Annotated in this window: 20 protein-coding genes; 15 read left to right on the top strand and 5 right to left on the bottom strand. The window is 72.7% G+C overall.

Annotated features, from left to right (window positions below; translation table 11 throughout):
* The first annotated feature begins 425 nt into the window (after positions 1-425).
* Positions 426-848, top strand: a complete 423-nt coding sequence (locus ABZO29_RS18210; RefSeq protein WP_367321261.1) for a cobalamin B12-binding domain-containing protein — start codon at positions 426-428, stop codon at positions 846-848.
* A 308-nt stretch (positions 849-1,156) separates the two neighbouring features.
* Here ABZO29_RS18210 and ABZO29_RS18205 read toward each other — a convergent pair whose 3' ends face one another.
* A complete protein-coding gene (locus tag ABZO29_RS18205) occupies positions 1,157-2,770 on the bottom strand; it encodes a DUF5691 domain-containing protein (RefSeq protein WP_367321260.1) in 1,614 nt (537 codons plus the stop codon).
* A gap of 34 nt (positions 2,771-2,804) precedes the next feature.
* Positions 2,805-4,163 (bottom strand): SWIM zinc finger family protein, encoded by a 1,359-nt coding sequence (locus ABZO29_RS18200; RefSeq protein ID WP_367321259.1) that lies wholly within the window; start codon positions 4,161-4,163, stop codon positions 2,805-2,807.
* 156 nt (positions 4,164-4,319) lie between these two features.
* On the opposite strand from ABZO29_RS18200, the gene ABZO29_RS18195 reads away from it, so the two are divergent.
* From ABZO29_RS18195 to sucD, 7 genes are all read left to right on the top strand, one after another.
* Positions 4,320-5,450: an AAA family ATPase gene (locus ABZO29_RS18195; protein WP_367321258.1), complete on the top strand. Its 1,131-nt coding sequence runs from the start codon at positions 4,320-4,322 to the stop codon at positions 5,448-5,450.
* 58 nt (positions 5,451-5,508) lie between these two features.
* A complete protein-coding gene (locus tag ABZO29_RS18190; RefSeq protein WP_367321257.1) occupies positions 5,509-7,908 on the top strand; it encodes a DUF5682 family protein in 2,400 nt (799 codons plus the stop codon).
* Positions 7,909-8,053: 145 nt separating this feature from the next.
* On the top strand, positions 8,054-9,217 hold the full coding sequence (locus tag ABZO29_RS18185; protein ID WP_367321256.1) for a VWA domain-containing protein: 1,164 nt from the start codon (positions 8,054-8,056) through the stop codon (positions 9,215-9,217).
* A 184-nt stretch (positions 9,218-9,401) separates the two neighbouring features.
* Positions 9,402-10,355, top strand: a complete 954-nt coding sequence (locus ABZO29_RS18180) for a hypothetical protein (RefSeq protein WP_367321255.1) — start codon at positions 9,402-9,404, stop codon at positions 10,353-10,355.
* 295 nt (positions 10,356-10,650) lie between these two features.
* Entirely contained in the window at positions 10,651-12,573 is a 1,923-nt protein-coding gene (locus tag ABZO29_RS18175) for a hypothetical protein (RefSeq protein ID WP_367321254.1), read from the top strand.
* Between the two features lie 492 nt (positions 12,574-13,065).
* Complete coding sequence (sucC, locus tag ABZO29_RS18170; protein ID WP_367321253.1) at positions 13,066-14,244, top strand: ADP-forming succinate--CoA ligase subunit beta; 1,179 nt, start codon at positions 13,066-13,068, stop codon at positions 14,242-14,244.
* 22 nt (positions 14,245-14,266) lie between these two features.
* Complete coding sequence (gene sucD, locus ABZO29_RS18165; protein ID WP_367321252.1) at positions 14,267-15,151, top strand: succinate--CoA ligase subunit alpha; 885 nt, start codon at positions 14,267-14,269, stop codon at positions 15,149-15,151.
* 72 nt (positions 15,152-15,223) lie between these two features.
* Here the strand turns inward: sucD and ABZO29_RS18160 are convergent, their stop codons facing one another.
* Positions 15,224-16,228, bottom strand: coding sequence for a sigma factor-like helix-turn-helix DNA-binding protein (locus ABZO29_RS18160; protein WP_367321251.1), 1,005 nt, complete (start codon positions 16,226-16,228; stop codon positions 15,224-15,226).
* A gap of 113 nt (positions 16,229-16,341) precedes the next feature.
* On the opposite strand from ABZO29_RS18160, the gene ABZO29_RS18155 reads away from it, so the two are divergent.
* Complete coding sequence (locus ABZO29_RS18155) at positions 16,342-18,114, top strand: DUF6350 family protein (protein WP_367326173.1); 1,773 nt, start codon at positions 16,342-16,344, stop codon at positions 18,112-18,114.
* 11 nt (positions 18,115-18,125) lie between these two features.
* On the opposite strand, the gene ABZO29_RS18150 is transcribed toward ABZO29_RS18155, so the two are convergent.
* A complete protein-coding gene (locus ABZO29_RS18150) occupies positions 18,126-18,911 on the bottom strand; it encodes a hypothetical protein (RefSeq protein ID WP_367321250.1) in 786 nt (261 codons plus the stop codon).
* 302 nt (positions 18,912-19,213) lie between these two features.
* On the opposite strand from ABZO29_RS18150, the gene purN reads away from it, so the two are divergent.
* Both purN and purH read left to right on the top strand, forming a co-directional pair.
* A complete protein-coding gene (gene purN / locus ABZO29_RS18145; RefSeq protein WP_367321249.1) occupies positions 19,214-19,843 on the top strand; it encodes a phosphoribosylglycinamide formyltransferase in 630 nt (209 codons plus the stop codon).
* Complete coding sequence (purH, locus tag ABZO29_RS18140) at positions 19,840-21,402, top strand: bifunctional phosphoribosylaminoimidazolecarboxamide formyltransferase/IMP cyclohydrolase (protein ID WP_367321248.1); 1,563 nt, start codon at positions 19,840-19,842, stop codon at positions 21,400-21,402. The genes purN and purH overlap by 4 nt, the downstream gene beginning before the upstream one ends.
* Positions 21,403-21,772: 370 nt before the next feature.
* On the opposite strand, the gene ABZO29_RS18135 is transcribed toward purH, so the two are convergent.
* Positions 21,773-22,420 (bottom strand): RDD family protein, encoded by a 648-nt coding sequence (locus ABZO29_RS18135; RefSeq protein WP_367321247.1) that lies wholly within the window; start codon positions 22,418-22,420, stop codon positions 21,773-21,775.
* A gap of 245 nt (positions 22,421-22,665) precedes the next feature.
* Here ABZO29_RS18135 and ABZO29_RS18130 point away from each other — a divergent pair, with 245 nt between their 5' ends.
* The 4 genes from ABZO29_RS18130 to ABZO29_RS18115 all read left to right on the top strand — a co-directional run bounded on the left by ABZO29_RS18130 (position 22,666) and on the right by ABZO29_RS18115 (position 26,369).
* The gene (locus ABZO29_RS18130; RefSeq protein WP_367321246.1) at positions 22,666-23,520 is read left to right on the top strand and encodes a bifunctional methylenetetrahydrofolate dehydrogenase/methenyltetrahydrofolate cyclohydrolase; all 855 of its coding nucleotides are present in this window, start codon (positions 22,666-22,668) and stop codon (positions 23,518-23,520) included.
* On the top strand, positions 23,510-23,992 hold the full coding sequence (locus ABZO29_RS18125) for a DUF3017 domain-containing protein (RefSeq protein ID WP_367321245.1): 483 nt from the start codon (positions 23,510-23,512) through the stop codon (positions 23,990-23,992). Before ABZO29_RS18130 ends, ABZO29_RS18125 begins: the two co-directional genes overlap by 11 nt.
* A 285-nt stretch (positions 23,993-24,277) precedes the next feature.
* On the top strand, positions 24,278-24,748 hold the full coding sequence (locus ABZO29_RS18120) for a helix-turn-helix domain-containing protein (protein WP_367321244.1): 471 nt from the start codon (positions 24,278-24,280) through the stop codon (positions 24,746-24,748).
* Between the two features lie 382 nt (positions 24,749-25,130).
* Complete coding sequence (locus tag ABZO29_RS18115) at positions 25,131-26,369, top strand: DUF2690 domain-containing protein (RefSeq protein WP_367321243.1); 1,239 nt, start codon at positions 25,131-25,133, stop codon at positions 26,367-26,369.
* Positions 26,370-26,544 lie beyond the last annotated feature (175 nt).

The raw sequence follows: 26,544 nt of genomic DNA, 5'->3' as shown, positions 1-26,544 counted from the left end.
GGCCGACCTCCTGTCGGCACGCCGGAGGACGGCCTTGTCCCCCGTGTGCCCTCGTGGGGAAGTCGCGACGATAAGCCTCGAGCGGGCGCCGTGGGGCAAGCGCGGCATGTGACATTTGTGACGCCGTCGGCGTGGCGAGGCTCCCCTGCCGGTCTGGCGACGAGGCTCCCCGCTGTCGTGCCGTACCTGCCCTACGTGTCCTTCGTACGTTGCGGCTCCCGTTGCGCGTGTTCCCTCCTCGGAGCCCGAGGAGACTCGGATCACGCGCGGTGAACGTGTCCCACCGTGTGATTTCCCCCTCGGTCTGCACCGTGAAACTGCCGGTTGCGGGATGCTGGCGATAACGTTCGTTCACTTCCCCGCGCGCAGTGGCACGGGGTGTCCGTGCCGTAGAGGATGGACGTAGTCGCTTCATGGAGGCAGTGATGGGTGTGGCAGCCGGTCCGATCCGCGTGGTGGTGGCCAAGCCGGGACTCGACGGCCACGATCGTGGGGCCAAGGTGATCGCGCGGGCGCTGCGCGACGCCGGTATGGAGGTCATCTACACCGGGCTTCACCAGACCCCCGAGCAGATCGTCGACACCGCGATCCAGGAGGACGCCGACGCGATCGGCCTGTCCATCCTGTCCGGGGCGCACAACACGCTCTTCGCCGCGGTCATCGCCCTCCTCAAGGAGCGGGACGCGGAGGACATTCTGGTCTTCGGTGGCGGAATCATCCCGGAGGCGGACATTGCGCCGCTGAAGGAGAAGGGCGTAGCCGAGATCTTCACACCCGGGGCGACCACGGCATCGATCGTGGAGTGGGTACGAGCGAACGTACGCCAGCCGGCAGCCTCCGGCGGTTGAGCGGATCGTGCGGCGGGGCGGTCGGGGTGACCGCCCCTGGGGCTCCGGCCCCAGACCCCCGTTCGGCCCGAACGGCCTCGTCCTCAAACGCCGGACGGGCTGAGACCCGCCGATCGGCGCTCGGCAGCCGCCACCGCAAGCCGCGGGCGCGCGGCGGCGCTCAACCACCGCGTTGGTCCGCGGGCATGCGTGCCGCCTGAGGCGGTACAGGTGGGCGCGGGCGGCACCCCGTGAGCGCCGGGCTGCGTGACCCACCTCCTGCCCGCACCAACCCAGGCGCACCGCTCAACCAGCGGTCGGTTCGCCCCCTACCCCACCCCCAACTCCTCAGCCATCACCGCCCGCAGACGCAACGTGGTGACCAGCCGCTGAAATGCCTCCGCCCAGTAACCCCCGGCCCCCGGCGCCGCATCCTCCGTCTCGTCCGGCACTGCCAGCAACCCGTCGAGACGGCTCGCCTCACGCGGATCGAGGCATCGCTCGGCCAGCCCCATCACCCCACTGAAGCTCCACGGATAACTCCCCGCGTCCCGAGCGATATTGAGCGCATCGACCACCGCCCGCCCAAGCGGCGCAACCCACGGCACCGCGCACACCCCGAGCAGCTGAAACGCCTCGGACAGACCATGCGTGCCGATGAACCCGGCCACCCACTCGGCCCGTTCGGCGGAACGCAGCGTGCCCAGCAGCTTGGCCCGCTCCGCCAGGGACACCGCGCCCGGCCCGCCGGCCTCGGGTGCGGAGGGCGAGCCGAGGAGCGCCCGGGACCACGCCGGGTCCCGCTGTCGCACCGCCGCCCGGCACCACGCCGCGTGCAGTTCCCCCTGCCAGTCGTCGGCCACCGGCATCGCGACGATCTCCTCGGGCGTACGTCCGCCGAGCCGTCCGGCCCAGCTGCCGAGCGGTGCCGCCTCCACCAACTGCCCGAGCCACCACGACCGTTCGCCCCGCCCCGCCGGTGCCTTGGGCGCCACCCCGTCGCGCTCCATACCCGCATCGCACTCGTGCGGCGCCTCGACCGTGATCGTCGGCGTTTCCCGGGTGTGGTCGACGGCCACGCACGCCCCGGCGCGGGCCGCCATGCGGGAGGCGAGCGCCGAGTCCGGCAGCGCCGAGAGCAACTCCGCCGCCGTGGCCCGTACGTTGCGGCTGCGGTCGCTCAGGGCCTGCTCCAGGAAGGGTTCGTCCTGCGGTCCGAGGCCCGTGCGCAGCGAGTCGAGGAACATCAGCCGGTCCTCGGCCCGTTCCGTCGCCCACGTCGTCGCGAGCAACTCGCGTGCCACCGCGGGCTCGCGTGCCCGTATCGCCGCGAGGAGCGCGACCCGCTCGGCGAACAGCCCCTCCTGCCACAGCTGCTGGACCCTCTCCGTCTCCTGCGGACCCGGCAGCGCCGCGCCCCCACCCGGTGTGGAGCGCAGGGCGAACCGCCAGTCCGGGTTCAGCCGGGCGAGCCACAGCGCACGTGGCCCGGCGAAGGTCAGCGCCGCCGGCCGCAGATCCGTACGGCCGCGGGCCGCGTCCAGAAGCGCGGGCAGTGTCTGCGCAGGCGCGGCGAAACCGCGGGCGTTGGCCGTCGCGAGCCACTGGGGCAGCAGCTCCATGAGGTCCGGTGCCGTGCCTCTGCGGCCGCCGCCCGCCGCACCGGGGCGGTCGGCCAGCAGCATCGCGAGCCGGCGGGCCGCCGCGGCGGGCAGCGCCGGACGCGGATCGTCGGGGGCCGGCTCCGGGCGACGGGCCGCCGGCGCAGGACGCAGCCCGGCCCTTCGCCGTACGGTTTCCACGGCCGCCGCGTCCAGCAGCGCCAGGGGTGCCTCCCGGCCGGGTTCGCTGCCCGCGGGCGTGCGGCGGTCGGTGCCGAGGAGTGCCGTGGTGACCAGGTCCTCCCAGCGCGCGGAATCCACCGGAGTGGACGTCCCGTTCATGAGGTTCCTTTCCTTGGATTCCGTGCCGTCGGGCTCAGCACAGCCGCACCGCCTCTCCCGCCCCCTCCGGCCAGGCCGTGAGCGGGGTGAAACCGCGGTGGCCGCACTCTCCGAAGACCTTGACAGGGGCGCCCCCGGAGAGGGCGATCAGGCGCCACAGACCGGGGCGGGTGAGGACGGCCGGGGCGAGCGGGAGCGCTGTGTCCTCCTCGGCCTCCGCCAGCTGCCAGCGGTCGCCGTCCGGGGTCGGTATCACCCGGTCCAGCGTCACCGGGACCGACTCCAGCCAGGGGTCGTCCCGGAGGGCGGCGCCGTAGCGGGCGACGGCCTGGGCCGTCGTGAGTCCTGGCGGCCGTGTCGCCGCAGGTGCGGGCGGGGCGAACTGTTCGCCGAGGGCCGCTCGCTGCTGCCCGGCACCCGGATAGGCGGACAGCTCCGCGTCCAGGGCCAGGCCGACCGGCAGTGTGAGCTCGGGGGGCCGGCCGGCGGCGCCGTAGGACAGGAGCAGGGCCGTGCGGTGGGACTCGGTGCCGTACAGCCAGATGCGGCGTGTCGTCAGTTTCGGGTCCGCCGTGTCGTACTGGGCGAGGACCAGCCAGTTGTCGCGCACCGGCGGGCCGTCCGCCGTGCCCGGCAGGCCGATGCGGGAACGGACCGTCGCCGCCAGACCGCCGGGCAGCCGTTCGCGGCGCAGCCAGCCCCGGTCGAGGAGGTGCAGCAGCGCACACTCCTCCAGCAGGCGCACCGGCCAGCCGGGCCCCGACGCCGGGATGGCCCCCAGTTCCCGGACACGCGCGGCCAGTCCGGGAGCCTGGGCGTCGACCATGCGGGCCGCCGTCTCCTCCCACAAGCCGTACCCCGCCTGTTCGGCCGTGGCCAGACCGGCGCGCAGGAGGTCGGTCAGCCGCTCCTCGAGCTCCGTCGCCCCCGTGGTGATCCGCTCGGCCCGGCGCTCCGCCCGGCGCCGGGCCGCCTCCGGATCAGCCGACCCGGACGCGGAACCCGCCGGGGTCTCCGCCCGTTTCTCCTGCGCGCGCCTGCGCCGCCCCGCTGTCCACTGCTCGGCCCAGTCCGGCGCCTGGCCGCCCCTCGGCACCGACCCCTCTCCACCGGCCCAGAGCAGCAGCAGGCCGAGGGCGTGCTTGCACGGGAACTTGCGGCTCGGACAACTGCACTTGTACGCGGGGCCGGAGGCGTCCGCGACGTCGACGACCGTCTGATACGGCTTGCTGCCACTGCCCTTGCACAGCCCCCACACCGTCCCCTCGTCAGAACTGCCCGCCTCGGACCACGGTCCTGCCGCGCCGAGTTTGCTTCCCGCTTTGCGTGACGCGGCGTCAGGCGCCAGTGCCAGCACCTGGTCCGCGGTCCAGCGCACCCCCTGCTGAGTCATGCCGTCGAAGGTAGATCCCACCACTGACAATCGGCCCCACGAACTCGGCCGCAAAGCCGGCCGCGAGGGCGTTTTCGCAGGTCGGATCGCATTGTCAGTGGCGTGGTGCACGGTGGAACCAGATCCGAACCGGCCGAGCTGGAGGGGGCCTCAGCCATGTCTGTGTCCGTCGACCCGACGTTCGTGGAACCGAGTGAGAAGCAGTCGACCGAGGCGTTGCGTCCGCACGCCGAGGACGCGTTCGCCGGTGAACTCGCCGCGCTGGCCGCGCAGGACGACCGACCGCGGCCGGCCCGCTGGAAGCTGTCGCCGTGGGCCGTCGCCACCTATCTGCTCGGCGGCACGCTGCCGGACGGCACGGTGATCACACCGAAGTACGTGGGCCCGCGCCGCATCGTCGAGGTCGCCGTCACCACCCTCGCCACCGACCGCGCCCTGCTCCTGCTCGGCGTGCCCGGCACCGCCAAGACCTGGGTGTCCGAGCACCTGGCCGCGGCGGTCAGCGGCGACTCCACGCTGCTGGTGCAGGGCACGGCGGGCACACCGGAGGAGGCGATCAGGTACGGCTGGAACTACGCGCAGCTGCTCGCGCACGGCCCCAGCCGCGACGCCCTCGTACCCAGCCCGGTCATGCGGGCCATGGCGGAGGGCATGACCGCGCGCGTCGAGGAGCTGACCCGTATCCCGGCGGACGTGCAGGACACGCTCATCACCATCCTGTCGGAGAAGACACTGCCGATACCGGAGCTGGGGCAGGAGGTGCAGGCCGTCCGCGGCTTCAATCTCATCGCCACGGCCAACGACCGCGACCGCGGGGTCAACGACCTGTCCAGCGCGCTGCGCCGCCGCTTCAACACGGTCGTGCTGCCGCTGCCGGAGAGCGTGGAGGCCGAGGTCGACATCGTCTCGCGGCGCGTCGACCAGATCGGCCGCTCCCTCGACCTGCCGGCCACGCCCGACGGCATCGACGAGATCCGCCGCGTCGTGACCGTCTTCCGGGAACTGCGCGACGGGGCCACCTCCGACGGCCGTACGAAGCTGAAGTCGCCGAGCGGCACCTTGTCGACGGCGGAGGCGATCTCCGTCGTCACCAGCGGACTCGCGCTGGCCGCCCACTTCGGGGACGGGGTGCTGCGGGCCGGCGACGTGGCCGCGGGAATCCTGGGCGCGGTGGTCCGGGATCCGGCGGCCGACCGGGTCATCTGGCAGGAGTACCTGGAGGCGGTGGTCCGCGAGCGCGACGGCTGGAAGGACTTCTACCGGGCCTGCCGGGAGGTGAGCGCGTGAACGGCACCGGACGGGCACGCGACGACTCGTCATGGACCCGCGGGCGAAGGGGCACGGGATGACCGACACCGACGCGACCGGGGGCAAGCCGCCCGCCGCGGGGCCATGGCTTCTCGGGGTTCGGCATCACGGGCCTGGTTCGGCGCGTGCCGTGCGGGCGGCGCTGGACGCGGCCGGCCCGCGGGTCGTGTTGATCGAGGGCCCGCCCGAGGCCGACGCGCTGATCCCGCTGGCCGCCGACGAGGACATGCGGCCGCCGGTCGCCCTCCTCGCCCATGCCGTGGACGAGCCCGGCCGGTCGGCGTTCTGGCCGCTGGCCGAGTTCTCCCCGGAGTGGGTCGCGATCCGGTGGGCCCTGGAGCACGGCGTCCCGGCCCGCTTCATCGACCTGCCGGCCACGCACACGCTGGCGTGGAGAGGGGACGACGAGAAGGGCTCCGACAGCTCTGCCGGCGAGGAAGCCGAGCCGCCGAACGGAGACCAGCAGCGTGCCGCCGACGTCGATGTCCGTGTCGATCCGCTCGCCGTGCTCGCCGGGACCGCCGGTTACGACGATCCCGAGCGGTGGTGGGAGGACGTGGTCGAACACCAAGAGGCGGGGGAGAGGGACGCGTTCGCGCCCTTCGCCGCGATCGAGGAGGCCATGGAGGCGCTGCGGGAGGCGTACGGCAGCGGGGGCCACGACCGGGATCTCGTACGGGAGGCGTACATGCGGCTCCAGATGCGGGCCGCACAGAGGGAGTTCGGGGACGGCGTGGCCGTCGTCTGCGGGGCCTGGCACGTGCCCGCGCTGCGGAGGAAGGCCGCCGTCGCCGCCGACCGGGAGCTGCTGAAGGGGCTGCCGAAGGTCAAGGCGGAGATGACGTGGGTGCCGTGGACGTACCGCCGTCTGGCCCGGGCCAGTGGGTACGGGGCGGGTATCGACTCGCCCGGCTGGTACGGGCACCTGTTCGCCGCGCCGGACCGACCCGTCGAGCGGTGGCTGACCAGGGTGGCGGGGCTGTTGCGTGAGGAGGACCGGATCGTCTCCTCGGCGCATGTCATCGAGGCGGTGCGGCTGGCCGGGACACTCGCCGCGGTGCGGGGCCGTCCGCTGCCCGGGCTGAGCGAGACGACCGACGCCGTGCGGGCGGTGATGTGCGAGGGCTCCGACGTGCCGCTGGCGCTGGTGCGCGACCGGCTGGTCGTGGGCGACGTGCTGGGGGAGGTGCCCGCGACGGCGCCCGCGGTGCCGTTGCAGCGGGACCTGGACCGTGCGCAGCGCCGGTTGCGGCTCAGACCGGAGGCGCTCGAGCGGGAGTTGGAGCTCGACCTGCGCAAGGAGACCGACGCCGGGCGCAGTCGGCTGCTGCATCGACTCCGGCTGCTGGGCGTCGACTGGGGAGAGCCGGCCGTCTCGCGGGGCAGTACGGGCACGTTCCGGGAGACGTGGCGGCTGCGCTGGGAGCCCGAGCTGTCCGTGCGGGTCGCCGAGGCCGGGGTGTGGGGGACGACCGTCCTCTCCGCCGCGACCGCCAAGGCGGAGGCGGACGCCGTCACCGCGCCGGGCCTCGTCGACGTCACCACGCTCGCCGAGCGCTGCCTGCTCGCCGAACTGCCGGACGCGCTCCCTGCGGTGATGCAGGTGCTCGCCGATCGAGCCGCCCTCGACGCGGACGTCGGCCACCTCGCCCAGGCCCTGCCCGCCCTGGTGCGCTCCCTGCGCTACGGCGACGTGCGAGGCACTGACACAGGGGCGCTCGCGGAGGTCGCCGCGGGACTCGCCGAGCGGGTCTTCGTCGGACTGCCTCCGGCCTGTGCCTCGCTGGACGCGGACGCGGCCGAGGAGATGCGCCGCCATGTGGACGCGGTGCACGCGGCGGTGGGGCTGCTCGGCGACGCTCCCACGCCGGTCCACGACGACCTGCGCGGACGCTGGCGTGCGGTGCTGCGGGCGCTGTCCGCCAGGGACACGGTGCCCGGCGTCATCCGTGGGCGGGCCGTGCGCATCCTGCTGGACGACGGGGAGCTGGCACAGGACGAGGCGGCACGGCTCATGGGGCTCGCCCTGTCGCCGGGCACCCCGCCGGGGGACGCGGCGGCGTGGATCGAGGGCTTCGTCGGGGGCGGCTCCGGGGGCGGGATGCTGCTCGTGCACGACGAGCGGCTGCTGGGCCTGGTCGACGCCTGGCTGACGGGGGTCCCGGCGGAGGCGTTCACGGACGTGCTGCCACTGCTGCGGCGGACGTTCTCGGCGTACGAGCCGGGGGTGCGCAGAACACTCGGCGAACTCGTGCGGCGCGGGCCCGGAGAGCGGGGGAGCGCCGTGGGGGCCGGGACCGGGATACCCGGCTTCGCCGCCGGCCTCGACATCGGGCGGGCGCAGGCCGTGGTGTCGGTGGTGCGGCTGCTGCTGGGCCTGGACGGGGCGGAAGAGGAAGCCGACCACGACAACAACCTTGCGGGGGTGGCGGTATGACGACCGACGGAATGAGAAGGCCGCGCAAGAGGGGCGATGCGGTGAACGCCGTCAGAGAGGAGCAGAGGCGCCGAGCGGAACACCGTCCGACGACGACCGTGCCGGTGATCCCGCTCTGGGAAAGGCCTCGTGCGGGGGCGCGCGGATGACGAGCGAGGTGACGGAACCGGCGCAGGAGCGGTTGCGGCGCTGGCGGCTCGTGCTCGGTGGCGACGCGGCGGACGGTACCGGATGCGCGCTCTCCGGGCAGGACGCCGCTATGGACGGGGCGCTGTCCGCGCTCTACGGGAAGGGGGACAAACCGCGGACGGGACGGGACCGTTCGGCGGGGCTCGGGGCGTCGGCGCCGGCCGTGGCGCGGTGGCTCGGGGACATCCGGACGTACTTCCCCTCCTCCGTCGTGCAGGTCATGCAGCGCGACGCCATCGACCGGCTCGGGCTGTCCACACTCCTCCTCGAGCCGGAGATGCTGGAGGCGGTGGAGGCCGACGTGCACCTCGTCGGCACACTGCTCTCCCTCAACAAGGCGATGCCGGAGACGACGAAGGAGACGGCACGGGCCGTCGTGCGCAAGGTCGTCGAGGACCTGGAGAAGCGGCTCGCCACCCGCACCCGGGCCACCCTCACCGGCGCCCTCGACCGCAGCGCGCGCGTCAACCGGCCCCGCCACCACGACATCGACTGGAACCGCACGATCGCGGCCAACCTCAAGCACTACCTGCCCGAGTACCGAACGATCGTGCCGGAACGGCTGGTCGGGTACGGGCGGGCGTCCCAGTCCATGAAGAAGGAGGTCGTCCTCTGTATAGATCAGTCGGGATCGATGGCGGCATCGGTCGTCTACGCGTCCGTGTTCGGAGCGGTGCTGTCGTCCATGCGGACGATCTCCACGCGACTCGTCGTCTTCGACACCGCGGTCGTTGACCTCACCGACCAGCTCGACGACCCCGTCGACGTCCTCTTCGGGACACAGCTCGGCGGCGGTACGGACATCAACCGCGCCCTCGCGTACTGCCAGTCGCAGATCACCCGGCCCGCGGAGACGATCGTCGTGCTGATCAGCGACCTCTACGAAGGGGGGATACGGAACGAGATGCTCAAGCGGGTCTCCGCGATGAAGGCGTCGGGGGTGCAGTTCGTGACGCTGCTCGCGCTGTCCGACGAGGGGGCGCCCGCCTACGACCGGGAGCACGCGGCCGCGCTCGCGGCACTGGGCGCACCGGCCTTCGCCTGCACGCCGGACCTGTTTCCGGAGGTGATGGCGGCGGCGATCGAGAAGCGCCCGCTGCCGATACCGGAGACCGCGTGACGACTGGGAACCCGGGCGGTTCGGTGGCGATTTGTCGACCCGGTGACGACCGGATACCGCCAGCAAAACGGACATGACTACCCATCGGTAACGGAGGGCTTGCGCAACCTCCCGATCCCCGTGCGAGGATCGACATCTCGTCGATCCCAAGTCCGTTCCGCCGCACGGGAGGACCCTTCCCCTCTTGACCTGGCCAGCAGCACTGTCCTGTGCCGCCCTGCGCGTGCTGCGCACGGCGGCCGGGCGCCGTGCGCTCCAAGTGGTGCTGCTGGTGGGCGGGTTGTTCGCACTCGGCTTCCTCTGCGGGGAGCAGGCGCATGCGGCGGAGGGCGTGCCGACCGTGACCTCGACGGGGGTCGTGCCCACCGCTTCGGCGGAGGAGGTGCGGTCGTCGGTGAGGGGCGGGATCGAGCGGCTGGTGGATGCCCCGACCGGGTCCACCTCGCCGCGGTCCCGCACGGCGTCCCCTCCCCGGCCGACGGCTCCGGCGAACGACAGGGCCGAGGAACGGCACAGCGGTTCGAGCACTGGGCCCGTGCACTCCTCCAGCGGCCAGGTCCTCCGCCCGGTCACCGGTCAGGTGGTCCGTTCCGTGGACGATCGTGTGCTGCGGCGGGTCGGTGACGCGGTGGAACGGGTGACCGGGGGACTGACACAGGTTCAGGTGGAGCTGCCGGCGCTTCCTGTACTGCCGAGCCTGCCCGGCCTTCCGCCGCTGCCCGCCCTGCCGTCGCTTCCGGGCCAGATCCCGCCTGCGCCGGTAGCCGCCGCGCCGCCATCGGCGGCGCACGCTTCGCCGTCCGACGGGGCCCACTCCCACCGTCCTGTCGACGCACCGGTGGACATCACGTACGGGCCGAGCCCCGGCATCGCGACGGCGGCCGTGTCGGCGCAAGCCGGTGGCCACCGCACCACACAGCCCGGCCAGGCACCCGCCCACCGGGCCCCCTCCCACGACTTCAACGGCGTTCTGGGCTCCCAGTCCGCACTGGACGGCGGTGCGTCGCGGCACAGTGACGCGCACGCCGTCACGTCGAACCACCAGGTGCCGCTGCGAAGCGTCCGCGGCACGGCTGCGTGTGCCCATGCGGCCGGGGCCCGGGACAGGTACCGGGACATCCCCGTCTTCCCCGCCTAGGGCAGGCCGTCCCCCCGCCGTAGACCTGCCGCGCGGGGGCGGAACAGGTCTGCCCGCCCGTCCGGACCCCCTCCGATCTCCGGACGGAAGCAGGTGCCCCTTCCCGGTCCGCTGGTCCCCAGCCCTCGGACCTCGACCGGATCCGGCGCCGCCATGTCCCCAGTCCCAGGTGCGAGACCCGAGCCGATGGCCACCGATCTCATCGATCTCCCCGGCCCGGCCGCTGATCTCGTGCTTCCGACGCCCGGATCCTCAACGCTCCCGGCGTCTCGGAACCCCTAAGGATCTGACGCACGTGAACAAGAACATCCGTCGCTCCATCGTCATCGCCGCCGGAGTGACCGGCGCATGGGCGCTCGGCTCCACAGTCGCCAGCGCCGACGAACTGCCCGCCTCATCCCTGTCCGTCTCGGACCCGACCGGCGACGCCGACGGCACCGCCGGTGCGCTGACGGACACGGTCGACGGCGTCGTCTCCGGCGTCCAGGACACCGTCTCCGGCGTCACCGGCGGTACGACCGTCGACGGCGCGGCCTCGACGGTCGAGGACACGGCCGGGAAGGCGACGTCGACGGCCACCGGCACCGCGGCGAAGGCCAAGCAGAAGTCCGCCCCCACCGCCGACCAGGGGCGCCGCTACGTCGACGCCAAGGTGCGGGGCGCGCAGGCCATCAAGGGCGCCCAGGCCGCCCGTGCCGCGCAGGCCAAGGCCACGACGGTCCAGGAAAAGGCGGCCGACGTGGTGTCCGACACCACCCCCACCACCCCCCAGCACGGCATCGACTACCTCTTCGGCCCTCTCTCCGCCTTCGCCCCCGAGCTGGAGGAGGCGCTGGCCGCCGCCCAGACGAAGCTCGCGGGTGCCCAGTCGGCGGCCCGTACGCAGGCGCAGGGCGTCGACGGGGTCGTACGGACGAAGGCGCGGCAGACGGTCGCGGGCGCGGGCCGTACCGCGGCGGGCGCGAACGGTACCGCACAGGCCGCGGTGACCGGCGCGCAGGCCCGCACGGCCGGCGCGACCACGCTCGCCGAGGCCACCGCGGCCACCGCGACGACCGCCGCCAAGGCCACCGTCTCCGCCGTCCCCGGTCACGTCACCGGCACGGCCGACGGCGTCAAGCAGCATGTCGTCGGCACGGTCACGAGCGTCCCCGGGACGGTCACGCCGGTCGTCGGGCAGACGGCGGCAGCGGCCGTGCCGCCCGTGGCGGCAGCCGCCGTGGACGGGGTCCGGCCGGTCGCAGGCCAGGCGGTGGCGGGCGTGGTGCCGGTCGCCCAGCACGCCGTCGCCGGGGTCGCGCCCGTCGCCACGGACGCGGCGTACGGGGTGGCGCCGGTCGCCTCCGGGGCGGTCGCCGGGGTCACCCCGGTCGCCACCGACGCCGCATTCGGTGTCGCACACACCGCGGGATACGCCGTCGACGCCGCGACCGCCCTGGCGTACGGCGTCGCCGCCGACGTCCGGCCCGTCGCCACCGGTGCGGTGGAGGGCGTGCGCCCGGTCGCCACCGGCGCCGTCTCCGGAGTGCAGGGAGTCGCCGGGGGCGTGGTCTCGGGCGTGCAGCCCGTCGCCGCCGGGGCGGTCGCCGACGTGCGTCCGGTGGCCGACGGGGTCGTCGCCGACGTGCCGCCGTACGCCACCGGCCTGGTCGGCCAGGCCACCGAAGACGCCACCGCCGCCGCACTGCCGCCGGTCGCGTACACCGCCGTGCACGGCGTGATGCCGGTCGCCGGGCAGGCCGTCGCGGACGCGGGCGCCCTGGCGTACGGCGTCGCGGGCGACGTCCAGCCCTTCGCGGGCGGCGTGGCCGGCGACGTGGCGCCGCTGGCGCAGGGCGTGGCCGGTCACGCGGCCGGTCTGGCGTACGGGGTCGCGGGCGACGTCACACCCTTCGCGGGCGGTGTCGTCGGGACCGTCACCGAGACCGTCAGCCCCGTCGTCCAGGGTGTCGCCGGCGGCGCCACGGCGCTGGCCCACGGCGTCGCGGCGGACGTGCAGTCCTTCGCGGGCGGCGTGGCCGGCCAGGTCGACCCCTTCGCGCACGGCGTCGCCGGCCAGGCCGCGCCCTTCGCGCAGGACCTGACCGGCACCGTCCAGGCCACCGCGGGCCCGCTGGCCGGTCACGCAGTCACCGGCATCGCGGGCGTCGGCGAGTCGATCACCCCGGACTACGTCCAGGGCGTGCAGGGTGCCTACGGCAGCACCTACAGCATCTGAATCCGAGGCATCTCACCGCTTCGCCTCACGACCGACCCCGCGGGGCCGAGGGACCCGGACGGCCGAAAGCCGTCGGTCCGTCCGCCCGACACCCCGCGGAAGGGCGGGGTGATCCCCATTGGGGTGGGGATCAACCGCCCAGAGCCCCTGGGCGCGGACCGATGCGTGCCACTTCGGGGCTGCTCAAGGGGCCTCACCGGGTCAACCCCAGCCCGGTGAGGCCCTTCCCCGTATCCGGCCCCGGTACCTCCCCGAGCCTCACAATCGGCACGCCGTGCCAGTGAGCGCGGCATCATGTGACAGGTATCACCGCTCAGGTGTGACCCGCGATTTAGAGGCCCCCCGCAAGCAGCGATAACCTGCGAGACGGACATGCCGCGCGCTCGGACACCGTGTGCGCATCCCTTGTGACACATGCGGTCGTCACGTTGCCCTTCGCGGCACGCCCACGCATCCAACGAACCGCGAGATCACTGATAGGGACGGAAGCGCGTGGACCTGTTCGAGTACCAGGCGAGGGACCTCTTCGCCAAGCACGATGTACCGGTGCTGGCCGGTGAAGTCATCGACACGCCTGAGGCGGCCCGCGCAGCCACCGAGCGCCTCGGTGGCAAGTCCGTCGTGAAGGCTCAGGTGAAGGTCGGTGGCCGTGGCAAGGCCGGCGGCGTCAAGCTGGCCGCGACCCCGGACGAGGCCGTCGCCCGCGCGACGGACATCCTCGGCATGGACATCAAGGGCCACACGGTCCACAAGGTGATGATCGCCGAGACCGCTCCGGAGATCATCGAGGAGTACTACGTCTCCTTCCTCCTCGACCGTGCCAACCGCACCTTCCTCTCCATCGCCTCCGTCGAGGGCGGCATGGAGATCGAGGAGGTGGCGGCCACCCGTCCGGAGGCCGTCGCCAAGACGCCGATCGACGCCAACGAGGGTGTGACCCCCGAGAAGGCCCGCGAGATCGTCGAGGCCGCGAACTTCCCGGCCGAGGTCGCCGACAAGGTCGCGAACGTCCTGGTCACCCTGTGGAAGACCTTCATCGCCGAGGACGCGCTCCTCGTCGAGGTCAACCCGCTGGCCAAGGTCGCCTCCGGTGAGGTCATCGCCCTGGACGGCAAGGTCTCCCTGGACGAGAACGCCGAGTTCCGTCAGCCGGAGCACGAGGCCCTCCAGGACAAGGAGTCGGCCAACCCGCTCGAGGCAGCCGCCAAGGCGAAGAACCTCAACTACGTCAAGCTCGACGGTGAGGTCGGCATCATCGGCAACGGCGCGGGTCTCGTCATGAGCACCCTGGACGTCGTCGCGTACGCCGGTGAGGCGCACGGTGGCGTGAAGCCCGCCAACTTCCTCGACATCGGCGGTGGCGCCTCCGCGGCCGTCATGGCGAACGGCCTGGAGATCATCCTCGGCGACCCGGACGTCAAGTCCGTGTTCGTCAACGTCTTCGGCGGCATCACCGCGTGCGACGAGGTCGCCAACGGCATCGTCCAGGCGCTGAAGCTCCTGGAGGACCGCGGCGAGGAGGTCACCAAGCCGCTGGTCGTGCGTCTGGACGGCAACAACGCCGAGCTGGGTCGTCAGATCCTCTCCGACGCCAACCACCCGCTCGTGCAGCGCGTGGACACCATGGACGGCGCGGCCGACAAGGCCGCCGAGCTCGCGGCTGCGAAGTAAGGGAAGAGGGACTCAGACAGCCATGGCTATCTTCCTCAACAAGGACTCCAAGGTCATCGTCCAGGGCATGACCGGTGCCACGGGCATGAAGCACACCAAGCTCATGCTGGCCGACGGCACGAACATCGTCGGTGGCGTGAACCCCCGCAAGGCGGGCACGTCGGTCGACATCGACGGCAACGAGATCCCGGTCTTCGGCACGGTCGCCGAGGCGATGGAGAAGACGGGCGCGAACGTATCCGTCCTCTTCGTGCCGCCGGCCTTCGCGAAGGCCGCCGTGGTCGAGGCCATCGACGCCGAGATCCCGCTCGCGGTCGTCATCACCGAGGGCATCGCCGTCCACGACTCGGCCGCGTTCTACGCGTACGCCGTGGCCAAGGGCAACAAGACCCGGATCATCGGCCCGAACTGCCCGGGTCTGATCAGCCCCGGGCAGTCGAACGCCGGCATCATCCCCGGTGACATCACCAAGCCGGGCCGTATCGGCCTGGTCTCGAAGTCCGGCACGCTGACGTACCAGATGATGTACGAGCTGCGTGACATCGGCTTCTCGTCGGCCGTGGGCATCGGCGGTGACCCGGTCATCGGCACCACCCACATCGACGCTCTGGCCGCGTTCGAGGCCGACCCCGACACCGACCTGATCGTGATGATCGGTGAGATCGGTGGCGACGCGGAGGAGCGGGCCGCCGCGTTCATCAAGGAGAACGTGAAGAAGCCGGTCGTCGGCTATGTCGCGGGCTTCACCGCGCCGGAGGGCAAGACCATGGGTCACGCCGGCGCCATCGTCTCCGGTTCGTCCGGCACGGCCGCGGCGAAGAAGGAGGCCCTCGAGGCCGCCGGCGTCAAGGTGGGCAAGACGCCCACCGAGACGGCGAAGCTGGCGCGTGAGCTGCTGGCCGGCTGAGCTGCTTGGCTGAGCGCTTGTGGGCCCGTTCCCTTCGGTGGGGGCGGGCCCGCGGCGTTTTCGCAGTCGTCGCTAGCGCGACTGCGGCACCAGTCTCTCCGGGCCGTGCGCGCCCTCCGACCTCAGCTTCTTGCGTAGCTTCAGTTCCGCGACCGACAGCGGTCCCGGCGCCACCCTCGGCGGCACGCCCTGCACCGCTGCCCCCGGCGGCACCGGCGGCTCGTAATGTGTCGGCGCCGTCAGGAGCGTGAGGGCCGTCGTTCCGATCAGGGCGACCGTGAAGGCGATGGCGGCCCGGGTCCAGAAGCTCGCCCTGCGCTCGCCCTCCGTCCGCACGCTCGTCGGTCCGGCGGCCCGCAGCCGTTCCACGGAGGCCACTTCGATCAGACGGCGGTGGAGTTCCGACGGGTCGGACAGTTGCGGGAGACGCGCGGCTACGGCCTCGCGCGCGTGCAGCACGCGGTTCGCGGCCGCCGGTGTGCTCGCCTGCGTCTCGGCCGCCGTCTCCGGCAGGTCGAGCCCGACCCCGTCGTACAGGAGGAGCGCGCGGCGGTACGACGGCGGCAGTGTCAGGAGTACGTCCATCAGCGCGCGGTCGCTCGCGTCCGCCGGAGGTGGTTCCGGGTGCCGGTAGCGGGGGCGGAAGCGGTGCCAGGGGGCGAGGGCGTACTCGTATGCCGCCGCCCGCACCCAGCCCGCGGGGTCCGGGTCGCGGGCCACCTCGGGCCAGCGCTGCCAGGCGAGTTGGAAGGCCCCCTCGACCGACTCGCGGGCGAGTTCGCGCCGGCCGGTGAGCAGGTAGGTCTGCCGTACGAGGGCGGGGGCGCAGAACGCGTACAGGGCGTCGAAGGCCTGAGCGGGCGTCAGGCAGACGGGGGCGGCCAGTGCGGCCAGCAGCTTCGCGTACGCGTCCCGTCTCCGGCCCCGCGGCGTCGTGCGGCCGGACTCCCACGATCGCACCGTCTCCAGGGTGACGCCCAGCCTTGCCGCCACCTGAGCCTGGGTCAGTGAGCCCGCTTCGCGCAGGCGTCGACGTTCCTCGGGCGGGGGGAGCGGCATGGCATGACTGTGCGTCATGGGTCACCCTTCCGTACGAAAAAGTACATGAACATATATTGGGTGACACTTCGAGGGTTCGCCTGTTGCGTGGAGAAAGTGGGTGTCATTGGGAGCATGACGGCGTGACGCAGATGCCCGACCGCCGACCGCCGTTGCCGCCCCTGCTCGCCCGGACGCGCGGCCCGTCGCCCGGACTGGCCGCGGGACTCCTGGGCGGCGTGGTCGCGGCGGGGCTGGGGCTCGCCTCGTTCGCCGTGCTGGTGATGGTGATGTGGATCAGCTCCCCGTATCCGGACAGTGGACCCGGCGGCGCGCTCCATGTCGCCGCCGCGCTGTGGCTGCTGGCGCACGGGGTGGAGCTGGTCCGCACCGACACGCTTTCCGGCGTCCCCGCTCCGGTGGGCGTCACGCCGTTGCTGCTGGTCGTGCTGCCGGTCTGGCTGGTGCACCGGGCGGCGCGGGACGCGATGGCCGGGGGCGAGCCGGCGGGGGACGCACCGGTGGGGGACGAACCCGCGCAGGACGAACCCGCGGTGGACGGCCGTACGGTGTGGGCGGGCCTCGTTCTCGGTTATCTCGCCGTGGGCGTGGCCGTCACTCTTTATGCGGCGGGCGGCGAGCTGCGGCCGTCGTGGGCGTGGGCGGGCGTGTGCCTCCCCCTGGTCGTCGGGGTGGCGGCGGGGGCGGGGGTGTGGACGGCATGCGGCCGTCCCCGCGACCCCGTGGACAGCGGGGTGGTCGCGCTTCCGGCCCGGGTACGGCGGCCTCTGCTCGGGCAGGACACGCGGGACCGTTCGGTCGCGGCCGCGCGGGCCGCGGGGACGGGGGTCGCGGTGCTCGTCGGGGGCGGGGCGTTGCTGTCGGCGGTGTCGTTGGTGTGGCACGGCGGGGCGGCCCGCGGGTCGTTCCTGCAGCTCACGGAGGGGATGTCGGGCCGTTTCGCGGTCCTGCTGCTGTGTCTGGCGCTGCTGCCGAACGCGGCGGTGTGGGGTGCGGCGTATGCGCTCGGCCCGGGTTTCGCGCTGGGCGCCGGCCATGTGGTGAGCCCCCTGTCGTCCGACCCCGCCCCGCTCCTGCCGCCGTTCCCGTTGCTGGCGGCGGTGCCGGACGCGGGGACCGGTACGCCGCTGAACTGGGCGGCCGGAGCGGTGCCGGTCCTGGCCGGGGTGAGCGTGGGGTGGTTCACGGCGCGGGCGGCGGTCGAGCGGAGCGGAGGGGGCGACGCGGATTCCGCTGTGGTCTGGTCCTGGGGACGGACCGCGGTGGGCGCCGGTTGGGCGGCAGCCCTGTCGGCGGGCGCGCTGGCGGTGCTGGCCGCGTCGGCGGGCGGACCGCTGGGCGTCTCGGCGCTCACCCGCTTCGGGCCGGTGTGGTGGCAGGTGGGTGCGGCGGCACTGGCGTGGATGGTGGCGGTGGCGGTGCCGACGGCATGGGTGGGGCGGGCCTGGCGCTGCCGCGGACGAGGGCTGCGGACGGCCCCGGTCGGGCGCCGCCGGTTCCGGGTGGCCCTCGGCTGGCTTTCCCGGACCGGGGACTCCGCGGACACGAGGACCTCCACGAGCACGAGGACCTCCACGAGCACGAGGACCTCCACGAGTACGAGGACCTCCGCGAGTACGAGGACCTCCGCGAGTACGAGGACCTTCCAGGGCGCGAAGAGCTTCGAGGACGCGAAGAGCTTCGAGGGCACGCAGACCTCAACGTCCCTGGACGCCTCGACCCCTGCCGCGCCGGAAGCCGCACACGTCCCCTACGGCGAGGAGATCACATACGGATACCTCGGCGAAGGCGCCTACCCGCCCTGGCACGAAGCCTCCCGCGAGGCCCGCTGGGCAGCCCTCAAGGAGGTGTCGTCCACTGCGCAGGAACCGGCGGAGCCGCCGGGGTCGCCGGGCACGCCCTGACCGGTGAGCCGTCAGCCCTCGGTCCCCAGGATCCCCCGCAGCTCCTTGGGCAGGAGGTCGCTGCACGCCTGCTTCGCCTCGTTCGTCAGCGCGTCGCTGGTGCACGTGTAGTAGTCCTGGTACACCATCTGCGCGGCGAAGCCCGCGGCGACCAGGGCGATCGCCAGGGACGCCGTGACCAGGCCGCTGATCGCGGCCGTGGTCTGCGGACGGCCGCTGTCGGGGGCAGGGGTGTTCGGGTCCGGGGTGCGGGGCTTGGCGCGCAGGGAGCTGATGCCCCAGTAGAGGGCGAGGGCGCCGAGCAGCAGGGCCACGTAGGGCCAGCTGAAGAGGGCGAAGAAGAACGCCCACATGCCGCTGAGCAGCGCATACCGGGCGCGCCGCTGGGCCGGGTCCGAGGGGTCCCAGCGCAGGTTGCCGGTGCTGGGGGTGCCGCCGGGGCCCTCGGGGCTGCCGCTGCCGGGGCGCTCGCCGAACCCGCCGGGGGAACGGCCGGGCTGACGGTCGCTCCACTGGGTGCCCCAGGGGGATTGGTCGTCGCCCTCGCCCCCTCCGCCGTTCTCACCGGGCGCTCGGTGCCGGGGCTGCCAGGGGCGGTCCGGGGTGCCCTCCGGCGGCGGGGCGAAGGGGTTGTCCTCCTGGACCGGTCCTCCGCTCTCCTGCTCGTCGCCGTTCTTCTTGCCCGAGGGCGCGTCGGGCGGTGAGGTGGGGCGCTCCCGCAGCAGCACGCCGCTGCGCACCCCTCCCGGCGCCGACTGCGGGGGGAGCGTGAGGAGTCGCGGGCTGCGGTCCGGCATCAAGTGAGCGTCTTCCCCTTGGTGGTGACAACTGGTCTGGCTCGATCTGGCTTGGGCTGTCGCTTCGTGAACGCACCGCACACCGACCGCGTTCCCGAGCCTGCTCGTCCCAGACGCTACCTTCCGGCCACGCCCCCGTCCCGTGGGGGCCGCCCCGTGTGCCGGTATCGTTGCTGACGGTCGGCCGGTTCGTAGGCTTCCCCGTATCCGGGGGCGCGAAGCATTCGTACGAACATACAAGCAGGTGCCGTACGGACGCGGTCGACCGCAGACAGACGCTTCCCCCGAGAAAGGGCCCCACCGTGGCCGCCAAGCCCGTGGCCAAGCGCCTCGTCGTGCTGGTCTCCGGATCCGGTACGAACCTGCAGGCGCTCCTCGACGAGATCGCCACCACCGGCGCCGAGGCCTACGGAGCCGAGGTCGTGGCCGTCGGCGCCGACCGTGACGGTATCGAGGGGCTCGCCCGCGCCGAGCGCGCCGGGCTGCCGACCTTCGTGCGGAAGGTGAAGGACTACGACACCCGGGAGGAGTGGGACGCGGCCCTCACCGAGGCCGTCGCCGGGTACGAGCCCGACTTCGTCGTCTCCGCCGGGTTCATGAAGATCGTGGGCAAGGAGTTCCTGGCCCGCTTCGGCGGGCGGTTCGTCAACACCCACCCCGCCCTCCTCCCGAGTTTTCCCGGCGCACACGGCGTTCGCGACGCCCTCGCGTACGGCGCCAAGGTCACCGGCTGCACCGTCCACTTCGTCGACGACGGCGTCGACACCGGGCCGATCATCGCTCAGGGCGTGGTCGAGGTCCGGGACGAGGACGACGAGAGCGCTCTGCACGAGCGCATCAAGGAAGTCGAGCGAAGGCTGCTCGTCGAGGTCGTGGGGCGGCTCGCCCGCCACGGCCATCGCATTGAGGGACGAAAGGTAGTTATCCAGTGACCGCCGAGAGCAACAAGCGGCCGATTCGCCGGGCGCTCGTCAGCGTCTACGACAAGACCGGGCTCGAGGAGCTGGCCCGTGGCCTGAACGAGGCGGGCGTCGAACTCGTCTCCACCGGTTCCACGGCCGCGAGGATCGCCGCGGCCGGCGTCCCCGTCACCAAGGTCGAGGAGCTCACCGGCTTCCCCGAGTGCCTGGACGGCCGCGTCAAGACCCTGCACCCCAAGGTCCACGCCGGCATCCTCGCCGACCTGCGCCTCGAGGACCACCGGCGGCAGCTGCAGGAGCTGGGCGTCGAGCCGTTCGACCTGGTCGTCGTCAACCTGTACCCCTTCCGCGAGACCGTCGCCTCCGGCGCCACCCCCGACGAGTGCGTGGAGCAGATCGACATCGGCGGCCCGTCGATGGTGCGCGCGGCCGCGAAGAACCACCCGTCGGTGGCGGTCGTGACGAGCCCCGCCCGGTACGCCGACGTCCTGGACGCGGTGCGGAGCGGCGGCTTCGACCTGACCACCCGCAAGCGCCTGGCCGCGGAGGCCTTCCAGCACACGGCGGCGTACGACGTGGCGGTGGCGAGCTGGTTCGCATCGTCCTACGCCCCTGTGGACGCCTCTCAGTTCCCGGACTTCCTGGGCGCCACGTGGGACCGCGCGCACACCCTGCGCTACGGCGAGAACCCGCACCAGCCGGCGGCCCTGTACGTATCGGGCACGGGCGGCCTCGCCGAGGCCGAGCAGCTGCACGGCAAAGAGATGTCGTACAACAACTACACGGACACGGACGCCGCCCGCCGTGCCGCGTACGACCACGACGAGCCGGCCGTCGCGATCATCAAGCACGCCAACCCCTGCGGCATCGCGACCGGCGCGGACGTCGCCGAGGCCCACCGCAAGGCGCACGCCTGTGACCCGCTGTCGGCGTTCGGCGGCGTGATCGCGGTCAACCGGCCGGTGTCGAAGGAGATGGCCGAGCAGGTCGCGGAGATCTTCACCGAGGTCATCGTGGCCCCGGACTACGAGGAGGGCGCGCTGGAGGCCCTCACGAAGAAGAAGAACATCCGCGTGCTGAAGGCTCCCGCGGCCCCGTCGAACCCCGTCGAGGTCAAGCCCATCGACGGCGGCGCGCTCCTGCAGGTCACGGACCGCCTCCAGGCGGACGGCGACGACCCGGCCAACTGGACGCTGGCGACGGGTGAGGCGCTGAGCGAGGCCGAACTCGCCGAGCTGGCCTTCGCCTGGAAGGCGTGCCGCGCGGTGAAGTCCAACGCCATCCTCCTCGCCAAGGACGGCGCCTCGGTCGGCGTGGGCATGGGCCAGGTCAACCGCGTCGACTCCGCGAAGCTCGCGGTGGAACGGGCGGGCGCCGAGCGGGCCGCCGGTTCGTACGCCGCGTCGGACGCGTTCTTCCCGTTCCCCGACGGCCTGGAGATCCTGACGGAGGCCGGCGTCAAGGCCGTGGTCCAGCCCGGCGGTTCGGTCCGCGACGAGCTGGTGGTCGAGGCGGCGAAGAAGGCGGGCGTGACGATGTACTTCACGGGGACGCGGCACTTCTTCCACTGACCCCTCAGCCCCTACGACGGATTGCCTCTCCGCCCGTACGCGGTTCGTTCCGCGTACGGGCGGTTGTGAGTGGCGCGGCCCCTACGGCCACCTTGGTAGCTGACGCCGCCCGCGTTGCAGCCGCCGTACGCGGCGGGTGCACCGCCCCTCCGCCGCGGAACCGGACCCGGACGAACCGCTGTTGCCGCCGTTCGTCCCGCCGCCTGTCCTTGTCGTCCTGGGTGCGTCTCCCGTGCCTGACAGCTGCCCGCGTCAGACCGGGGCGACGCACCAGGGCCGTGTCCCCCTCGTGCGGGTGAGACACGGCCCTTGACGGTGAGTGGCGCGAAGACGTCGTCGGACGTCGGCGCCCGCGGTCGTCAAACCACGCTCAGTGCGTGCGGATCACGATCGACGAGCACACCTTGTCGGCGAACGTCTGCTTCTTGGCGTCCCAGGCCGGCCACAGCCAGCCGAGGTAGCAGGGGAGGCTGTCCAGGAAGTGCGCCAGCCGGCGGACGAAGGCCATGCCGACGCCGAGCGGCTGCCCGTCGCTCTCGCGCACCAGGCGGATGCCGAGCGCCTTCTTGCCGGGCGTCTGGCCGGTGCGGCCCTCCTGGATCAGCATCCAGATCGCGACGCCGAGCACGGCGAGGCCGCCGATCAGCGCCAGCACCGGTATCCTCCGCCCGACGATGATCAGGATGTAGGGGACGAGGATGACGAGGCCGTCCACCAGGGTGGCCAGGAAGCGCTGACCCCAGTTCGCGTACGGCGGCTGCCCGCCGTAGCCGGGCTGCTGCGGGTAGCCGTAGCCGGGCTGGCCCTGCTGGGGGTAGGCGTAGCCGGGCTGCTGCCCCGGCTGCGGGTAACCCTGCGGCGGGATGCCCCCCTGCGGTGCCTGCGGGTAGCCGTAGCCGGGCTGGCCCTGCTGGGGGTAGCCGTAGCCGGGCTGCTGCCCCTGCTGCGGGTAGCCGGGCTGGCCCTGCTGCGGGTTCTGCGGCTGGCCGTAGGGGTTGTTGGGCGAGCCGAAACTCATGGCGGATTTCCTCCGTTTGCACATGCGGGGACGATGCGGGCTGCGCGGAGGAACGTCACGAGTTGAAGCGGTTTGCCCCCCGAACACCAACCGCGATACTGCGCCGTTCATCGTTCTTCACCGTGACCGACTTGTCCAGCCGCATTCAGCAATGTTTGTGCAAGTGCAACATCACCGATCATGAACGCACACGACGGCCGCACCCGGATTGGAACCGGGAGGCGGTCATCCGGGAGGATGGGGTCATGACCGCCCAGATTCTCGATGGCAAGGCCACCGCAGCCGCGATCAAGTCCGATCTGACCGCCCGCGTGGCGGCGCTGAAGGAGAAGGGCGTCACGCCCGGACTCGGCACGATCCTCGTCGGGGACGACCCCGGCAGCCAGAAGTACGTCGCCGGCAAGCACCGTGACTGCGCCGAGGTCGGTATCGCCTCCATCCAGCGCGAACTGCCGGGCACGGCAACGCAGGAGGAGATCGAGGCGGTCGTACGCGAGCTGAACGAGGACCCGGCCTGCACCGGCTACATCGTCCAGCTGCCGCTGCCGAAGGGCATCGACGAGAACCGCATCCTCGAGCTGATGGACCCGGGCAAGGACGCCGACGGCCTGCACCCGATGAACCTCGGGCGCCTGGTCCTGAACGAGCCGGCCCCGCTGCCCTGCACCCCGAACGGCGTCCTCACCCTCCTCCGCCGCTACGGCGTGGAGATCAAGGGCGCCGAGGTCGTGGTCGTCGGCCGTGGCGTGACCATCGGGCGTCCGATGCCGCTGCTGCTGACGCGGCGCAGCGAGAACGCGACGGTGACCCAGTGCCACACGGGCACCCGCGACCTGTCGGCGCACCTGAAGCGGGCGGACATCATCATCGCCGCGGCCGGTTCGGCGCACCTGATCCGGGCCGAGGACGTGAAGCCGGGCGCGGCTGTCCTCGACGTCGGCGTCTCGCGCAGCGCCGAGGGCAGGATCGTCGGTGACGTGCACCCGGACGTCGCCGAGGTGGCCGGCTGGATCTCCCCGAACCCGGGCGGTGTCGGCCCGATGACCCGCGCCCAGTTGCTCGTCAACGTGGTCGAGGCGGCGGAGCGCAGTGTCGGCTGACGCGACTCCCCCGGAGGAGAAGACGGACGAGTTCGAGGTACGCGACCCGATCAGCGCGCCCGACGCCGAGGGGCACCCGCGGCGCACGACCCGCCGCTTCCCCCTGTTCACGAGGGACACGGCGCGTCCCGAGGGCGGCGGCCGGGCCGCGTCCGGCGCCGCACCCGCGCCCGCCCGGCAGTGGCCGATGCTCGCCGTGCTGTCCGCGGTGGGGCTCGGCCTGCTGCTGACCGCGTTCGATCTGTTCCGGGTCGGCACGATGGTGGTCGGCGTCGCGCTGCTCGCCGGCGCCGTCATGCGCTGGCTGCTCCCCGGCGTCGGCATGCTCGCCGTACGCTCCCGCTTCACGGACATCGTCACGTACGGCGTGCTCGGCCTGTCGATCGTCCTGCTGGCGATGATGGCGCAGCCGGACCCGTGGCTGCAGATCCCGTTCCTCAAGGACACGCTGCACTTCACGGTGAGCAGCTGATCGACGCCGTACGGCGGCCCGCCCTCTCCCCCGAGCAAGGACGGACCGCCGCCGGGATCCACGCTCCCGCACCATGAAGGGCCTGTTCAACGGCTGTCAGCCTGCTGTGGCATGGAAGTGACCGTTCCGCTACGGTGTCCGCGCCCTGCCGCAGCGGCCGGACCGGGAACCGATTGGCCGTCCCGAGTCGTCACTTGATCGGATCGGATCGGATCGAGTCCGATCGGATCGGGTGAAGTGACCTCGCGCGGAGCGCGAGCAGCGCGGGAACGCCGGAGGTGTGTGATGGGCGGCTGGCAGCCGATCCCGGACGGGCTGCCGCCGGAAGTGCGGCACTTCGTGGAACAGTTGCGGCTCCTGAAGGACCGCACCGGGCTCAGCCTGGCCGCGCTCGGCGCGCGCACCGCGTACAGCAAGTCCTCCTGGCAGCGCTATCTCAACGCGGTACAGCCCCCGCCCCGGCAGGCCGTCGCCGCCCTGTGCCGGGTCGCGGGCCTGGCGGGCCCGGAGGCCGAACGCCTCGTCGTGCGCTGGGAACTGGCCGTCGAGGCCTGGCCCCGCCCGGCGGCAGGGCCGGAGCCGGAGGACGGGGTGGAGGAGTACCAGGACGATCCCACGGTCCCGTGGTGGGAGCGGCTGGAGGAGGAACCGCCGCCACCGCCCCGGCCACCGGCGGGACGGCTCCTGCTGTACGCGGTCGCACTCCTCGCCGGCGTGCTCGTCCTGGCCGTCGTCGGTGCCGTCGCCTTCGGGTGACCAAAGGGCCCGGCGTGTGCCCCTGTGGCGTACGGGGTCACGCATGTGTGTCCGATGTGTCGATGTGTCGACAAGTTCGGGGATACGCGGCAAGTCGGGTCTACATCAGGGCTAATGTGTCCAACCGGGACGGTCCGGGACGTCCCGAAGGTCCGTCAGTGGTCCGTAAGGTGGGGGGCGAGAAGCCGACGGCGCACTGGACCGTGGACCGACCGGCGTGCAACGGTGCATGCCCACAGCCACTCATGCTCCCGTGCGCCCCCATCCCGGGAACCGAGATCCTCAGTGAGTGCATCCCTGTGGGTAGTCAGAACGGGGACTCGGCGAGGGCGTCACACGCGGGGGCACAGCCAGCACGTACCGGGGGGAAGAGGGGGGTTCAATGCCTCGTTGGAGGGCGTTGCCGGATGAACTCGATCCGCAGGTCAGGGAGTTCGCCAGCCAGCTGCGGCGGCTCGTGGACCGCAGTGGGCTGAGCGTCGCGGCGGTGGCCGACCGCACGGGCTACAGCAAGACGTCCTGGGAGCGTTATCTCAACGGCCGGCTGCTCGCACCCAAGGGTGCGATCGTCGCCCTGGCCGAGGTCACCGGCACCAATCCCGTCCATCTGACGACCATGTGGGAGCTGGCCGAGCGGGCCTGGAGCCGTTCGGAGATGCGCCACGACATGACCATGGAGGCGATCCGGATCTCCCAGGCGCGCGCCGCGCTCGGGGAGTTCGGGGCGCCGCCGGCGAACGCCAAGCCGGGCCGGACGGCCCGCAAGGGCGGCAGCGCGACCGTGACGCCCGGCGTCGCGGGCCCGGCGGGCGTGGCGCCGACGGTGCCGTCGCAGCCGACGGCGCCCGAGGGGGACTCCCGTGAGGGGGTCGTTTCCTCCGAGGGTTCCGCCGGCTCCGGCAGCTCGGGCGGCTCCGGTTCCTCGGGAGAGAACTCGTGGAGGGTGGCCGGGTACAAGGGGCCGTCGCCCGTGGGCGGGCGGACGGCGGAAGCGGCCGCCGAGGGCGGGGGGTGGAGCCCCACCACTCCGGCGACACCGCCGACCTCGGCGACTCCGAGTCCCTACGGCGAACCGCCTCAGGGTTCGCGCCCCGGCGGTCCTTCCGGAGGGTCCTCCGGCTCCGGTGGAGGCCGGCGCCGGCTGACGATGTTCCTCGCGGGCGTCGTGGGCGTGCTGGTCGTCATCGGGGCGGTCTTCTTCTTCACCAACAACGGGGGCGCGAAGAAGAACGAGGGCGCCTCCAAGTCTCCTTCGCCGTCCGCCAGCACTCCTGCCGATTTGCCGGCCGGCGTGAAGTGCAGCGGGGCCGGCTGCACCGGCAAGGATGCGGAGAGCATGGGGTGCAGTGGGGATCTGGTGACCACGGCGAAGACGGCGACCGTCGGTACGGCCGTCGTCGAGGTCCGCTACAGCAAGACCTGCGGGGCGGCGTGGGGACGGATCACCCAGGCCGCGCAGGGGGACGCGGTCCAGGTTGCGGTGGGTGCGACCAAACAGACGGGGAGCATCACCGCGGCCGGGGACACCATCGCGTACACCCCGATGGTGGCCGTGAAGGACGCGGGCGAGGCCACGGCGTGCGCGACACTCGCGTCGGGGCAGCAGGGCTGCACGAAGTAGCGGGCTTCGCCTCCGCCGGTGCGGACGTCGCGGGGTCGAAGGGGGCAGCGCTCCTGGGGACGGGACGGGACGGGACGGGTAGGGGCGGCGGGGCGAAACAAAACCCGGCGCCCGCAGGAATACTCCTCCCGATCCCGGGCACGCGACACCTACCCCCACGGGAGTCCGGCAACCC

Source organism: Streptomyces sp. HUAS ZL42 (genome assembly GCF_040782645.1).
Taxonomy (GTDB): domain Bacteria; phylum Actinomycetota; class Actinomycetes; order Streptomycetales; family Streptomycetaceae; genus Streptomyces.
Note: the sequence above shows the minus strand (reverse complement) of the source record. Positions and strands in the feature narration are given on the sequence as shown.

What these genes read in the sequence shown, in the direction of transcription:
- ABZO29_RS18190 (WP_367321257.1), top strand. Translation starts at nt 5,509, where the DNA reads ATGACCGACACCGACGCGACCGGGGGCAAGCCGCCCGCCGCGGGGCCA.
- ABZO29_RS18135 (WP_367321247.1), bottom strand. Translation starts at nt 22,420, where the DNA reads ATGAGTTTCGGCTCGCCCAACAACCCCTACGGCCAGCCGCAGAACCCG.
- ABZO29_RS18120 (WP_367321244.1), top strand. Translation starts at nt 24,278, where the DNA reads ATGGGCGGCTGGCAGCCGATCCCGGACGGGCTGCCGCCGGAAGTGCGG.
- ABZO29_RS18210 (WP_367321261.1), top strand. Translation starts at nt 426, where the DNA reads ATGGGTGTGGCAGCCGGTCCGATCCGCGTGGTGGTGGCCAAGCCGGGA.
- ABZO29_RS18200 (WP_367321259.1), bottom strand. Translation starts at nt 4,163, where the DNA reads ATGACTCAGCAGGGGGTGCGCTGGACCGCGGACCAGGTGCTGGCACTG.
- ABZO29_RS18185 (WP_367321256.1), top strand. Translation starts at nt 8,054, where the DNA reads ATGACGAGCGAGGTGACGGAACCGGCGCAGGAGCGGTTGCGGCGCTGG.
- ABZO29_RS18155 (WP_367326173.1), top strand. Translation starts at nt 16,342, where the DNA reads ATGCCCGACCGCCGACCGCCGTTGCCGCCCCTGCTCGCCCGGACGCGC.
- sucD (WP_367321252.1), top strand. Translation starts at nt 14,267, where the DNA reads ATGGCTATCTTCCTCAACAAGGACTCCAAGGTCATCGTCCAGGGCATG.
- ABZO29_RS18130 (WP_367321246.1), top strand. Translation starts at nt 22,666, where the DNA reads ATGACCGCCCAGATTCTCGATGGCAAGGCCACCGCAGCCGCGATCAAG.
- ABZO29_RS18160 (WP_367321251.1), bottom strand. Translation starts at nt 16,228, where the DNA reads ATGACGCACAGTCATGCCATGCCGCTCCCCCCGCCCGAGGAACGTCGA.
- ABZO29_RS18195 (WP_367321258.1), top strand. Translation starts at nt 4,320, where the DNA reads ATGTCTGTGTCCGTCGACCCGACGTTCGTGGAACCGAGTGAGAAGCAG.
- ABZO29_RS18115 (WP_367321243.1), top strand. Translation starts at nt 25,131, where the DNA reads ATGCCTCGTTGGAGGGCGTTGCCGGATGAACTCGATCCGCAGGTCAGG.
- ABZO29_RS18205 (WP_367321260.1), bottom strand. Translation starts at nt 2,770, where the DNA reads ATGAACGGGACGTCCACTCCGGTGGATTCCGCGCGCTGGGAGGACCTG.
- ABZO29_RS18150 (WP_367321250.1), bottom strand. Translation starts at nt 18,911, where the DNA reads ATGCCGGACCGCAGCCCGCGACTCCTCACGCTCCCCCCGCAGTCGGCG.